This is a genomic window from Belliella filtrata (assembly GCF_022549775.1).
GTDB lineage: Bacteria > Bacteroidota > Bacteroidia > Cytophagales > Cyclobacteriaceae > Belliella > Belliella filtrata.
This window is the reverse complement of record NZ_JAKZGP010000005.1, coordinates 21,991-35,540: the sequence shown is the minus strand read 5'-3', so window position 1 is coordinate 35,540 and position 13,550 is coordinate 21,991. Positions and strand designations below refer to the sequence as shown.

The window sequence follows — 13,550 nt, the reverse complement described above, 5'->3', positions numbered from 1 at the left end:
CCATTCATGAATAATAGGCAACTATTCCTTTCTCATCTTGCTCAAACTACTGATTTTCCACTTCTTATTGAGATTGAAAAAGCTGAGGGAGTCTACATGTATGGAGCTAATGGAGAGAAATATATAGACTTAATCTCAGGAATAGGTGTAAGCAATGTTGGGCATAGACATCCAAAAATACTTGCTGCAATTCAAGAACAGCTGGACAAGTATCTTCATCTTATGGTTTATGGAGAATATGTACAAAGTCCTCAAGCCCAATTAGCTAAAGCATTGACAGACACCCTTCCTTCGAGCTTGAACAATGTCTATTTGGTCAATAGTGGTAGCGAAGCTGTGGAAGGAGCCCTGAAGCTAGCAAAACGATACACCAATAGAAGGGAAATTATTTCTTGTGTCAATGCCTATCATGGCTCTTCACATGGTGCGCTGTCCATCGGAGGAAATGAAATTTTTAAAAGGGCATATAGGCCCCTTTTGCCAGGTATTCGGAACATTGAATTTGGTTCAATAGCTGAGCTTTCACATATAAACACGCAAACAGCTGCCATAATTTTAGAAACTGTACAAGGTGAGGCTGGAATTCGTGTGGCAGAATCAGCGTATTTTCAAGCATTGAGAAAAAAGTGTGATGAAACAGGCACACTTCTAATTTTGGATGAAATCCAGGCTGGTTTCGGAAGAACTGGAAAGTTCTGGGCTTTTGAGCATTATGGAATAGTACCCGACATCTTGGTCTGCGCCAAAGGCATGGGTGGCGGAATGCCAATTGGAGCTTTTATTTCAAATCAAGCGGTAATGGCTGTTTTCAAAAACAACCCATTGCTTGGCCACATTACTACTTTTGGGGGACATCCTGTGAGTGCAGCTGCATCATTAGCAACTATCAAAGTCATTTTAGAAGAAAGGCTAATTGAAGGAGTAGACAAAAAAGCTGAACTATTCAAATCTCTTTTGATTCACCCAAGAATAAAAGGAATCAGAAATAAAGGACTTATGATGGCTGTGGAGTTTGATTCATTTGATGCGCTAAAACCCATCATAGATCATGCTATAGCTAATGGAGTCATTACTGATTGGTTTCTGTTTTGTGATGATGCGATGAGAATAGCCCCTCCGCTAACAATTTCTAATGATCAAATCAAAGAAGCCTGCGACATTATCTTACATGCAATAGACCAAGCTTAAAGATCAAACTTTTCTACATCAAGTAAGTTATCATACTGCTTGATGTTCATGATTTGATTACAAAAAATCTTTTGAGTCAATTACTGTCATGTGATGAGATGAACTGATGGCTGTTTTATAAATTTACAGCATGCTTGATAGAGAATTCGCCATAGTAGATATAGAAACCACTGGAGGAAATCCCGGTGTTGGATTAGGGATTACAGAGATTGCAATTTTGGTTCATAATGGCAAGGAGGTGATTGACCGGTATCAGACTTTGATCAATCCAGAGCGTTTTATTCCTGGGTTTATCACTGGTTTGACGGGAATAGATGCAAAAATGGTTGCCGATGCACCAACTTTTGAAGAAGTTGCGCCTACTATATATGAATTGCTGAACAACAGGGTTTTTGTAGCACACAATGTAAACTTCGATTGTACTTTTATTCAAAAAGCTTTTGATCGTGTTGGCATTGTTTTCAAACCTGAAAAAATATGTACAGTAAGGCAAAGTAGAAAAATCTTTCCAGGCATGAAATCTTACAGCTTAGGTTTGCTTTGTGAGCAGCTGGATATACCTATTCATTCCCGCCATAGAGCATTTGGAGATGCAGAGGCCACAGTTCTATTGTTTGAAAAATTACTAGCAACAGCACCAGATACCATCAAAAGTGCTTTGAAAAAGAATAATGGTGAAGCGTTTTTGCCACCACATATTTCAAAACAACAATATGAAGAACTGCCTGAGAAGACAGGAATCTACTTTTTTCATGATGTTCATGGTAAGATTATCTACGTGGGAAAAGCACTGAATATCAAAAGTAGGTTTAAAGGACATTTCACAGGTAGCACACAAGGAAATGCAAAGCACAAACTCAAGCAAGAAATCCATAAAGTAACTTGGAAACTCACAGGAAGCGAAATGCTTGCCTATTTGATAGAAATGCAAGAGATCAAGAAGCTTTGGCCTAAGTATAACAAATCTCAAAAGTTTATCAGTGCTGGTTGGCATGTGATCCAATACCTTGACGGTGCTGGATACATGCGGTTTCAAGTGGCAAAAGGTATAAACCTCCCCTCTTCGATTAGGGAATTTGAAAGTAATTTTGAAGCTCGGAAATTTTTGACAGAAGCAGTTTCAACATATAACCTATGCCCAAAACTTGCAAGCTTGCAAACACCAAAAGGTGCTTGCTACGACTATCAAATCAATGCATGCAAAGGAGCTTGTTGTAATCAAGAGACACCTTCAGCATACAATGAGCGAGTAGAGCAGTTTTTGAATAGTATTCAAGAAAAGGCTGATAGTATAATCATCAGAGACCAAGGGAGATCCCATTCAGAAAAATCCGCCATGCTGTTTGAAAAAGGAATTTTCAAAGGCTATTGCTTTATAGATAATCAAGAAGACATCAATCAACAAAGTGATATCATCGACAGGCTGGAGTTATTTACCAGCCATAAAGAGACCAAATTTATTTTACGAGCATTTCTCCCTAAGATAAAGATGTCAGATATCATCGTTTTAGAATAATTCTAAAATATTTTTTTCAAATGGTATTGTTAACCCCATCATAGACCAGATCCAAGCCAAAGGGGAATGTGTTTTCTACTAGACCCTATTTCACCATCACATACTCATAGGTCGATTGGAATCCTAGAGGAATTCCCAAGGTCCAATATACCAATAAGAAAATCGTCCAAACAATCAGCAGGGTAATGGCATAAGGCAGCATGATGGAAACGAGTGTGCCGATTCCTGTTGATTTTACATATTTTTGACAGAATACCACAATTAAAGGAAAATAAGGTAGTAGTGGGGTGATGATGTTAGAAACAGAGTCTCCTACCCTATACGCCGCTTGTGTAAGGTCTGGTGAAATTCCCAACTGCATGAGCATAGGAACAAAAATCGGGCTGATAAGGGCCCATTTAGCCGATGCAGATCCTACAAACAAGTTAACAATAGCTGTAAGCAAAATGATACCGATAATTGTCAGTTGTGCTGGAAGACCAAGTGATTGAAGGAATTCTGCTCCTTTTAATGCGGCAATACTACCCATTTTTGAAGCTGTAAAAGCATAAATAAACAAAGCACAGAAAAAAGCCATCACGATGTAATGAGCCATACTCCCCATTGCTTTGCTCATGCCTTCTACCATGTTTTTCATGGAAGTATATGCTCCACTTGCAAAACCATATACCAAACCTGGAATCCAAAACAGAATAAATATCAAAGGGACGATAGATGCCATTAATGGTGCTGTTCGAGAAGTAATGTTTCCTTCAGGATCTCTCATTGCAGAATCTTCTGGAAGCACCCAAAAGAATAGCAAAACTGAACCTAAAATCAAAGTACCGAAAGCAATCCAAAAGGCTCTTTTCTCTTTGGACTCCAATGTCTGCATCTCTGGAATATCCGTTAGATTGGCATCTACTTTATTATTTTTACTCAACCTAGGCTCAATAACTCTATCAGTCAAAAACCACACAACTGCTATCACTACGACACTAGATAACCCTGTGAATATAATATTGTTAAGTGGGTTTAGTGAAATATCTGCTTCAACAATCTGCGCCGCTGCTTGGGTATAACTCTGAATCATGGGATCGATACTAGATGGGATAAAATTGGCACTAAACCCACCCGAAACTCCAGCAAATGCCGCTGCTATTCCAGCCAATGGGTGTCTTCCCGCAGCATAAAATATCACTCCTCCCAGGGGTATCACCAATACATATCCTGCATCTGCAGCCGTATGACTTACTATGGCCACCAATACCAAAATAGGCGTGATCAACATCCTGGGAGTGACGCTAAGCAGGTACTTCAGGCCGGCATTGATAAACCCTGAATGCTCTGCTAAACCCACACCTAGCATGGCCAATAGCACTACTCCTAATGGCGGAAATCCAATAAAAATCCCAATCATGTTGGAAAGAAAATCAGCAAATCTATCACTTTGAAGCAAGTTGACAACACGTAGATCTTGTCCTGATATAGGGTCAAAGGCATTGAAATCAATAGGTGATAAAATAGCAGAGAATATCCATGTCAAAATCAATAAGATCAAAAATAACATGGCTGGATCAGGCAGTTTATTTCCAGCTTTTTCTATGACATCTAAAAAGATGTCAAGGGTCGATCTGCTCTTTTTTTCTAATTTTTCCATGGTTTACGCTTAGAATTGTTCAAAAGTAATAAGCTATCCTGCATTTACAATGTATAGATTAGAAAAAACAGCCAGAGTGTCTTATCTTGCCAATCAAATTTATTTATCAAATCAAGTATCAATGAAACTTCAATCAACGCTTCTAAGCTTAGCCATATGTTTATGTTCATCTATTGCTTTTGGACAAATTGTAGATAAGAAGAACTTAATCGAAAAAAATGCAAGTCTTGAAAAAGTAGCTGATGGCTTTGGCTTCACAGAAGGACCAGCAGTTACCAGGTTGGGAGATGTTTATTTTTCAGATCAGCCAAACAATAAAATTTTCAAATGGTCCTTTTTCACAAATAAAACGGAGCTGTTTAAAGAGAATGCAGGACGATCAAATGGAATGTTTGTAGATAAAGACGGGAAGATAATCGCTTGTGCTGATGAAAAAAACCAAATATGGAGTATAGATGAAGACGGAAGCCATGAAGTGATCATAGAAAGTTTTCAAGGTAAAAAATTAAATGGGCCAAATGATCTTTTCATCACGCCAACTGGCACCATGTACGTGACTGATCCACTTTACAAAAGAGATTATTGGACTAGAGAAGCCGTGTCTGAGCAAGGTGGCGAGCACCTTTATTTAGTATCTGCCGATCGTCTTCAAATCTTCAAAGTAGATGAAAACCTGGTGAAGCCTAATGGCATCGTAGGCACATATGATGGGAAAACGCTGTATGTAGCAGATATAGAAGCAAATAAAACCTACAAGTATGACATCATTGAAGATGGATTCCTGACCAATAGACAGCTCTTCACAGAAAGAGGTTCGGATGGAATGACCTTGGATGTAAAAGGGAATGTATACCTTACTGGAGATAAAGGGGTATGGATCTACAATAAAAAAGGAGAAGAGATTGGACACATTCCAGTTCCAGAGAAGTGGACAGCAAATGTGGTATTTGCTGGCCCTGATAGGAAAACCCTTTTTATTACGGCTTCAGAATCCGTATATAAAATCAGAATGAAAGTTCATGGAACCTATTAAGCATAAACTATACTATAGGTATAGGCTTTTTATCCTTATCTAAAGCCACAAAAGTAAACTCTCCGCTTACTGCCTTTTCTCTTAGATCCTGATACATTTCTTCTATGAAGATATCTACATGAACTTTGAGGCTAGTATTGCCTACAGATTTTACTTTCCCAACCAATTCCACAAATGTACCTTCAGGAATGGGCTTTGTAAAGTCTATTCTATCACTACAAACCGTTACTACTCTTTGCCTACTAAATCTTGTAGCCGTGATAAATGCGACTTCGTCCATGAGCTGCATGGCAGTACCTCCAAACAAGGTCCCATAATGATTAGTTGTATTTGGAAATACTGCTTTGAAAATATGGGTTTCTGAAGCTATAATCCTCTCTTCTATTGTTTTCATAAGATTTCTTTTTCGAATGCAACGAATGCCACGATAATTTCTTGATCATTTTTTATTGGGTGAATAGTCAATTCACAATTATAACTTGATTGATCTATCCTGTAATTAATGATAGATTCTGTAAATGATATCCCCAATTTCAGTTTGCTTTTGATATTGGTTCTAGAAACCTGTGTAGTATCTTCACCTTGTAATATTCTTGGTCTTTTTCCAATAGCAAAGGACTTGTTATATCCAGTCATTTGCTTAAAACCATCATTTACCCAGATGATCTGTTGAAATTTGTCAGTTATTACTATCGCTTCATAGTCATAGTCGAACAAAATATTCCAATCAAACACCCAACCATGATCCTGACTTAATTTTGTGATGAACCTAAGTTCAGCCTTTTTCTTAATACTATCTGCATCAGAGCACCTTTGCTCTACAACGATATCCCAGCACCAAAGTGGAAATTTCACTTTTTCTAATTCAGACATTTTATGAAATGATTTTCAAATGAATACAATTACTTTTTCTTTAATAAACTCTAAAACTCATGATGAATCTACTACTGAGTTAATAAGTGCCTTTATAGGATTGGAGCAACATTTAAATCACAAATCCAATCACTACAAAGGCACATTTTTAATTTTGATTCTCCCCTATCTCCAATTAATTACTCGAGATAGTGTTTAAGGTAAACGCCTTCTCTTTAGCATGAAGGCGCATTTCTTTTGCAGCTAACACCATTTGCTCCAAAGCCTTTCGGGTTTCATCCCACTTTCTAGTCTTTAAACCACAATCTGGGTTTACCCAAAGTTGTTGGTCTGGAATTACTAAAGCTGCCTTTTGAAGCAATTCCACCATTTCATTTGCGGAAGGAATTCTAGGTGAATGAATATCATATACTCCAGGGCCAATTTCATTTGGGTATTTGAAATCTGCAAATGCATCCAAAAGCTCCATTTGTGAACGAGAACACTCGATGGTGATTACATCTGCATCCATATTTGCAATATGGTTGATGATATCATTGAACTCAGAATAGCACATGTGTGTATGGATCTGGGTTTGATCTCTTACACCACTTGCAGAAAGCTTGAAAGAACCGATAGCCCAACTCAAGTAAGACTCCCAGTCTTTTTGTCGGATGGGTAATCCTTCTCTCAAGGCAGGTTCATCGATCTGTATGATCTTCACACCTTCACTCTCCAGGTCTTTTACTTCATCTCTTATGGCCAGAGCTATTTGCTGACATGTCTGACTTCTAGGCTGATCATCGCGAACAAAAGACCATTGCAATATTGTCACGGGTCCAGTTAGCATTCCTTTTACAAATTTGTCAGTAAGAGATTGAGCATACTTGGTCCAATATATCGTCATCGGTTCAGGCCTTGAGACGTCTCCATAGATGATGGGTGGCTTCACACACCTGCTTCCATAACTTTGGACCCAGCCATAAGCTGTAAAGGCAAAACCTCTCAATCTTTCGCCAAAGTATTCGACCATATCATTTCTTTCAAACTCACCATGAACCAACACATCCAATCCAATTTCTTCTTGTGCTGAAATGGTTTTTCTGGTTTCATCTTGAATAAATGTTTGATATTCATCAGCAGTTATTCTACCAAATTTGAAATCAGCTCTTGCCTTTCTCACCTCTTTGGTTTGAGGAAATGAACCAATTGTTGTAGTAGGATACTTTGGTAGATTCAAAATTTTTCTTTGAATTGTTCTTCTAATAGAAAACTCGCTATTTCTCTCAAAATCAGAATTATTTACTTCTTTTAATCTTTGCTTTACATTTTGGTGATGAATTAAACTTGAATTCTTCCTGCTTTCAATGGCTTTCTGGTTGTTTTCATAGGTTTCAGCGGTCAATTCACCTTCAGGGCTACCTGTAAGTAATTTATTTAACACTGAATCTTGTGCTAGCACTTTTAAATCTTGAAGTTCATTCAATTTTTGCTTAGCAAAAGAAAGCCAAGATTTGATAGATGTATCGAGGGTGCTTTCACTATCTAGATCACATGGACTATGCAATAAAGAACATGAAGGAGCTAAAAAAACTTGATCATTGGCTACAACTGACTTTACCTTTTGAATCAAAGTCAAAGATTTTCGGTAATCGTTTTTCCACACATTTCTTCCATCTATTATACCCAGAGAAAGTGAAAGATTTTGAGGCTTCTTGGCTAGTAATTCAGCCAGTTGGTCTACACCTCTTACCAAGTCTACGTGAAGACAGCAAACAGGTAATGAGACAGCAAATGATAAATTTTCCTCTAAACTACCAAAGTAAGTTGCTAAGAGTGTCTTGAGATGCGGAAATTCCTTTTTGATTTTGCTATAAGTAGTTAGAAAAGCTTGTTTCTCTTTTTCCTTCAAGTCTAAGGCTAAAAACGGCTCATCAAACTGTACCCACTCGACTCCATGAGCAATAAGCTTCTCTAAGATTTGAAAATAAACAGGTAGAAGGTTATCGATCAAGTCGATGCTATCAAATCCTGCTTCCTTTTCCTTACCCAACAACAAAAACGAAACTGGGCCTAATATTACAGGTTTTGTTTTGAAACCTGCAAGTTTGGCTTCAGCAAATTCCTGAATGATTTTGGTAGAAAACAGTTTGAATGTCTGTCCTTTATGAAACTCAGGAACTATATAATGATAATTGGTATCAAACCATTTTGTCATTTCCATGGCTTTGATATCAAGTCCTTTAGCTTGATAACCCCTTGCCATGGCAAAATATAGGTCGATCTCAGCATTAGATTTGTCTAAAATCACAGGGTGATATCGCTCTGGAATAGCACCAAGGCTAAATGCCATGTCCAAGACATGATCATAATAAGAGAAATCATTGGAAGGAATCAAGTCTATTCCATTATCCTGCTGAATTGTCCAGTTTGCAAGTTTGATTTCATTGCCTCTCTGAAAGAGTTCTTGACGAGAGATTTTTCCGGCCCAATAGTTTTCACAAGCCTTTTTCAATTCACGCTGACTACCTATTCGCGGATAGCCTAAGTTATGCGTTTGCATGGTCTTTTAACTTTATTTGTTTGAAAATAAATAGGTTAAAAGCTCATCACAAGATTCAGCAATGCTTTTGGGTAAGATGCAATTGAAAAGTAATTGGAAAATGAGGTGACAAGACACAGCATTTCCATTTGAGAACATGTCCATATGTTCTCATGAATCTGTTTTACCAGAAGAATTAGCAATACTTCTCTTTTAAGGTAAACAGAACCATACTTGACCATAAGCTTCAAATCGCGAAAGCATTGTCATTTCGAAAAAGGCAGGTCTCCTGACTTGTAACGGATTTTGCCATCCTTCCCATTCTCAAATTAGAGAACAGTGGATATGCACGGGCAAAAACCTTTGGTATGTTACTTACAGTTGCGCGACAGCTCGTGATTTACACACGATTCCCTTTTAATACACCGCTAAGTATAACCGATTTCGGATGATAAAGAATGATGTAAAGAACTTCAATTCTCAAAGCTAGCAAAAAGCCTATAGTAAATTTATCATTCTTTAAGTTTTAAGTAAATCTTTGTGGATTTAGCCAGATTGATAAAAGGTGGAATTCAATCACCAAATTTTATTTGGTGATTGAATTTGTTTTTTTAGACAATGTTCATCCAAACCAGAGGCAATGGCTAAGACATTTCTACTTTACTAAGCTTTATTTTGTAAGGTAAATGAGGTCATTGGAAATGTCTTCAAAGGAAAATAAAATTTAAAATCTCATTCTAATCCCAGTATTTACATTTCCGATGGTACCTAATCCAAACTCAAGAAAAACACCAAAACTATTTACAGGATAATATGTTGCTCCTGTCAATAGACCTGCATGATAACTGATATCCTCATTTGTAAGGTAGTAGGTGTAGTCTATATTGGTATCAGGAGAATTATGAGCATTTCTATCGAATCTATCTGTTACTTTATTGACCACCATGCCAGCGAAATAGCTGAGGTAAACCTCCCACTTGTTAGCTGGAAGTATACTTTTGCTAACTTTTTCGTTAATAAAGGAAGTGAGGTTAAAATTAGCCCTGATACCGACAGGTGTTAAGTTTTGGTTGTATTGAAAAAATCTTAATCCAGTAGAATTCATAGACGGAAAAGAATATGATCTATCTTGATGACCAATATACACCCCCGTACTGAAATAATCGGTTAAGGAATAATCTACTGTCAATTCTTTATAAATGCCATTATCTCCCTGTACGAAACTATGCGCATTTAGAGAAGTTCCTAGTCCTACCCTCCAAGATTTTTGAAAATCAACGCCAGTTTGCTGTCCAAAACATGTCACGACCAGGCTTAAGCTCAACAATAAAGTGAATATTTTTCTCATTAGTAGAAAGTGAATATTTTAAAAAAGCAATTGAAACAACTAAAGTTTGATTTTGGGATATTCGACAGCATTCCTAAAACTCTTCCCACAGATCCGCTAGTTTATAAGGGCTTTTGGAACCAGTAAAAAAAGTACCATCAATAAACCGATATTGGGTTGTGATAGCATTCAATGCCTTGAAATCTTCTACTTCAAATTTAATAGCGCCAGCTTCCAAATTCTGTTTGATCCTTTCTTCGTTTACTGACTTAGGGATCACAGCAATATTCCTATGCACCGAAAAAGCTATCAATATTTGAGCTGGACTAACTTTGTACTTATCTGCCAAGCTCGATACCAGATGATCTTCGAAAAGTTTTGGTTCATCTGATTTTTTGCTTGATGAAGACCTATCGCCTGATCCTAATGGGGAATAGGCTGTCATTAGCATCCCCTTTTCCTTACAAAATTTCACTAGTTTTTCTTGTTTCAGATAAGGATGCATTTCTACTTGATTCAATTCTGGACCTTGCCCTCCCACTGCAAACAACTCTTTGAGTTTGGCGATATTGAAATTAGAAACCCCAATATGCCTGGTCATACCTTCTTGCTGAACCTGTTGCATTCCCTGCCAAGTCTGTGCAAGTGGAACGTCCTCATAGGTGTAATACTGCTCTCTATTCTCAGCAAAGCCTACTCCTTTTTTGAAACTAACAGGCCAATGTACTAAATATAGGTCCAGGTAATCAAGCTGCAACTCTTTTAGAGATTTTTGAATACCAACCTTCACATCTTCTATTCTGTGACTATCATTCCAAAGTTTTGAGGTGATAAATAGATCCTTTCTAGCTACAATCCCTTCTGCAAATGCATGGCTTAAAGCTTTCCCTACTTCCACTTCATTGTTGTAAATAGCAGCACAATCTATATGTCTATAGCCTGATTTCAATGCCCATAATACAGCTTGGTATACTTCCCCAGGTTTAGACTTCCAAGTACCCAACCCAATGATTGGAAACTGGTCTCCATTTGCAAATGATAAAGAATTCATAGATTATTCTAGTTGGCTTATGACAAATATAAATATACATATAAAACCACTACGCGGTACTAAAAAGAAAGTAATTTATTAGAATTATTAAATTTTTATTCTAGTAGAAACTTAACTATTCCTCTAACTCAAATCATCGTTAATAAAAACCTGAAAGGTTTGCGGATTTTAGGAAAAGAGAAAACCTCCAAAACATTTTAATTTGAATTGGAGGTTGAAGCAACATAGATCAGATCAACCCACCTTTTCCCACGTGAATTAATGCATCACCTGCGTTCACGACTGGATTATTATTGAGTCCTACTATGTAGCCATTTGTAGTACATTTGACAGGTACTTTCACTTGCCCATAGGGATCAGAAATACGTGCCAGTACTTGACCTTTCTTTACTTGATCTCCCAACTGTACAGATGTCATGAAAATCCCTGAAATCTTGGCTCTCAACCAAGAACTTTCTGTCAAAAGGTGTCCTTGTTTGGGTTCTGGCGCACTATCCAGCATACCCAGATGATGCAGAAGTCTTTTAGTACCCGAAATAGCCTCCTCTACTGCAAAGTCATCAATGCGCATGGATTCCCCACCTTCATACACAAGAATACTTTTCCGCATTTTATAAGCTTCTTTTCTGAAGGATTTGTCAATGTGAGGAGAGTTAAGAATATAATGAGTTCCAAAAGCTTTAGCCAATTCAACACCTTTCTTGTCTTTATAATCCACTCTTATTTGAGGGTAATTAGACAGCATTCTTCCCCCAGTGTGAATATCTATACCATAGTCTATCAGTGGTATAATTTCATTGGTCAAAATAAATGCAATTTGTGAAGCCAGAGATCCCTTTTTACTTCCAGGAAAACTCCTGTTGAGATCTCTACCATCTGGGAAAGTCCTCGAATTGCTCAAAAATCCATAAATATTAACCAATGGTATCAAAATCACTGTTCCTTTTTTTGGGGTAATATCATCCTCTTCTAACATCCTTTTTACAGCAACAATACCATTGATCTCATCACCATGTACTCCTCCAGAAATCAATACTACTGGACCATCTTCTTTGGCCCGTTTGATTATAATTGGTAAATCGATCAAGGTGTGTGTTGGTAATCTAGCAATTGCAATTTCAATATTGACGCTTTGTCCCGGCCTGATTCTTATGCCGTTGATAACCATTTCTTTCATGCTACTAAAATTTAATCATACTTTAAAATACTGCGAACCTTTCTATTTGAACAAAATCTTGTTTACTTCGCAGGAAGAATTTTAACCATGAATATACAAGAAAACATTTCACTTCTACCCTATAATACCTTCGGAATTGATAAAAAAGCAAAGTTTTTTTCGGTTGCAGAATCAATTGATGATGTTAAAAATGCCATTGAGGGAGCAAAATCAAAAGATGTTTCGCTCATCGTTTTGGGTGGTGGTAGCAATATACTCTTGACTCAAGATATCGATGCATGGGTACTTAAAATAGAGCTAAAAGGTATAGAGATTACTCAAGAGAAGGATGGATATCTTCAAGTAGCTGTGGGAGCTGGTGAAGTATGGCATGATTTCGTAATGCATTGTATAGCCAATGATTGGGCTGGAGTAGAAAACCTTTCCTTGATTCCAGGCACTGTGGGAGCATCGCCAATGCAAAACATAGGAGCTTATGGTATTGAGATTAAAGAAGTATTTGATAAACTTGAAGCGATCAACAGAGCGACTTTAGCCTTAGAAACTTTTGATTGGGATAGTTGTAAATTTGGGTATCGTGAGAGTGTCTTTAAAAATGAATTGAAAGATCAGTACATCATAACCAAGGTGTACTTCAAACTCGATAAAACACCAAAATTCAATGTGTCTTACGGTGCAATTGCTGAGACTTTGAAACAAATGGGAAATACAACTCTCTCGATCAGGTCAATATCAGATGCAGTCATCCAAATCAGGCAGCAAAAGCTTCCTGACCCAAAGGTCATTGGTAATGCTGGAAGTTTTTTCAAAAACCCAACCATTTCTACAGATCAATATGATGAGTTGAAAGAGAAGTACTCAAGCATACCAGGGTATCCTGTGGAAGGAGGTATAAAAGTACCTGCAGCATGGCTTATTGAGCAAGATGGCTGGAAAGGTAAAACTTTTGGAAGTATTGGTGTTCACAAAAATCAACCCTTGGTATTGGTGAACTATGGAAATGGTGATGGTTTGGAAATTGCCAAGTTGAGTAAAGAAATCCGAACTTCGGTATTCAACAAATTTGGGATCATGCTTCACCCAGAAGTAAATTTCCTATAAGTTTGAACCGTATTCAACTAAGGTAAGTCTACTTGAAAACCTTGATATATTATGGATTTCAAATACTACCAATCTATGAAGTATAAGAAGTATTGCAAGAAATTTGTAACAAGCTCATTTAAAA

11 protein-coding genes and 1 riboswitch are annotated in these 13,550 nt (G+C 37.4%); of the genes, 4 read left to right on the top strand and 7 right to left on the bottom strand.

What is annotated here, in order from left to right; genetic code table 11:
- The first annotated feature begins 6 nt into the window (after positions 1–6).
- Together MM239_RS03590 and MM239_RS03585 are read left to right on the top strand one after the other, a co-directional pair.
- Positions 7–1,188 carry an aspartate aminotransferase family protein gene (locus MM239_RS03590; RefSeq protein ID WP_241346657.1) on the top strand — a complete coding sequence of 394 codons (1,182 nt, stop codon included), beginning with the start codon at positions 7–9 and terminating at the stop codon, positions 1,186–1,188.
- 130 nt (positions 1,189–1,318) lie between these two features.
- Positions 1,319–2,704 (top strand): exonuclease domain-containing protein, encoded by a 1,386-nt coding sequence (locus MM239_RS03585; RefSeq protein WP_241346655.1) that lies wholly within the window; start codon positions 1,319–1,321, stop codon positions 2,702–2,704.
- Between the two features lie 85 nt (positions 2,705–2,789).
- On the opposite strand, the gene MM239_RS03580 is transcribed toward MM239_RS03585, so the two are convergent.
- On the bottom strand, positions 2,790–4,343 hold the full coding sequence (locus tag MM239_RS03580; RefSeq protein ID WP_241346653.1) for an AbgT family transporter: 1,554 nt from the start codon (positions 4,341–4,343) through the stop codon (positions 2,790–2,792).
- A 121-nt stretch (positions 4,344–4,464) separates the two neighbouring features.
- Between MM239_RS03580 and MM239_RS03575 the strand changes: the two genes are divergently transcribed.
- Entirely contained in the window at positions 4,465–5,376 is a 912-nt protein-coding gene (locus MM239_RS03575) for an SMP-30/gluconolactonase/LRE family protein (protein ID WP_241346652.1), read from the top strand.
- Positions 5,377–5,383: 7 nt separating this feature from the next.
- Here the strand turns inward: MM239_RS03575 and MM239_RS03570 are convergent, their stop codons facing one another.
- The 6 genes from MM239_RS03570 to MM239_RS03545 form a co-directional block, all read right to left on the bottom strand.
- Positions 5,384–5,770 (bottom strand): acyl-CoA thioesterase, encoded by a 387-nt coding sequence (locus tag MM239_RS03570; protein ID WP_241346650.1) that lies wholly within the window; start codon positions 5,768–5,770, stop codon positions 5,384–5,386.
- Positions 5,767–6,249: a PAS domain-containing protein gene (locus tag MM239_RS03565; RefSeq protein WP_241346648.1), complete on the bottom strand. Its 483-nt coding sequence runs from the start codon at positions 6,247–6,249 to the stop codon at positions 5,767–5,769. Before MM239_RS03565 ends, MM239_RS03570 begins: the two co-directional genes overlap by 4 nt.
- Positions 6,250–6,424: 175 nt before the next feature.
- On the bottom strand, positions 6,425–8,791 hold the full coding sequence (gene metE, locus MM239_RS03560) for a 5-methyltetrahydropteroyltriglutamate--homocysteine S-methyltransferase (RefSeq protein WP_241346647.1): 2,367 nt from the start codon (positions 8,789–8,791) through the stop codon (positions 6,425–6,427).
- A gap of 241 nt (positions 8,792–9,032) precedes the next feature.
- Positions 9,033–9,228, bottom strand: a riboswitch (cobalamin riboswitch).
- Between the two features lie 266 nt (positions 9,229–9,494).
- Positions 9,495–10,118 (bottom strand): hypothetical protein, encoded by a 624-nt coding sequence (locus MM239_RS03555; protein WP_241346646.1) that lies wholly within the window; start codon positions 10,116–10,118, stop codon positions 9,495–9,497.
- Positions 10,119–10,191: 73 nt separating this feature from the next.
- A complete protein-coding gene (locus tag MM239_RS03550; protein WP_241346645.1) occupies positions 10,192–11,148 on the bottom strand; it encodes an aldo/keto reductase in 957 nt (318 codons plus the stop codon).
- A gap of 229 nt (positions 11,149–11,377) precedes the next feature.
- Positions 11,378–12,325 carry a succinylglutamate desuccinylase/aspartoacylase family protein gene (locus tag MM239_RS03545; protein ID WP_241346642.1) on the bottom strand — a complete coding sequence of 316 codons (948 nt, stop codon included), beginning with the start codon at positions 12,323–12,325 and terminating at the stop codon, positions 11,378–11,380.
- An 87-nt stretch (positions 12,326–12,412) separates the two neighbouring features.
- Here MM239_RS03545 and murB point away from each other — a divergent pair, with 87 nt between their 5' ends.
- Positions 12,413–13,426 carry a UDP-N-acetylmuramate dehydrogenase gene (murB, locus tag MM239_RS03540; protein WP_241346640.1) on the top strand — a complete coding sequence of 338 codons (1,014 nt, stop codon included), beginning with the start codon at positions 12,413–12,415 and terminating at the stop codon, positions 13,424–13,426.
- The last annotated feature ends 124 nt before the right edge of the window (positions 13,427–13,550 follow it).

Bases quoted from the DNA above. Each gene is read 5' to 3' on its own strand.
- MM239_RS03590 (WP_241346657.1), top strand. From the start codon at position 7: ATGAATAATAGGCAACTATTCCTTTCTCATCTTGCTCAAACTACTGAT.
- MM239_RS03585 (WP_241346655.1), top strand. From the start codon at position 1,319: ATGCTTGATAGAGAATTCGCCATAGTAGATATAGAAACCACTGGAGGA.
- MM239_RS03580 (WP_241346653.1), bottom strand. From the start codon at position 4,343: ATGGAAAAATTAGAAAAAAAGAGCAGATCGACCCTTGACATCTTTTTA.
- MM239_RS03575 (WP_241346652.1), top strand. From the start codon at position 4,465: ATGAAACTTCAATCAACGCTTCTAAGCTTAGCCATATGTTTATGTTCA.
- MM239_RS03570 (WP_241346650.1), bottom strand. From the start codon at position 5,770: ATGAAAACAATAGAAGAGAGGATTATAGCTTCAGAAACCCATATTTTC.
- MM239_RS03565 (WP_241346648.1), bottom strand. From the start codon at position 6,249: ATGTCTGAATTAGAAAAAGTGAAATTTCCACTTTGGTGCTGGGATATC.
- metE (WP_241346647.1), bottom strand. From the start codon at position 8,791: ATGCAAACGCATAACTTAGGCTATCCGCGAATAGGTAGTCAGCGTGAA.
- MM239_RS03555 (WP_241346646.1), bottom strand. From the start codon at position 10,118: ATGAGAAAAATATTCACTTTATTGTTGAGCTTAAGCCTGGTCGTGACA.
- MM239_RS03550 (WP_241346645.1), bottom strand. From the start codon at position 11,148: ATGAATTCTTTATCATTTGCAAATGGAGACCAGTTTCCAATCATTGGG.
- MM239_RS03545 (WP_241346642.1), bottom strand. From the start codon at position 12,325: ATGAAAGAAATGGTTATCAACGGCATAAGAATCAGGCCGGGACAAAGC.
- murB (WP_241346640.1), top strand. From the start codon at position 12,413: ATGAATATACAAGAAAACATTTCACTTCTACCCTATAATACCTTCGGA.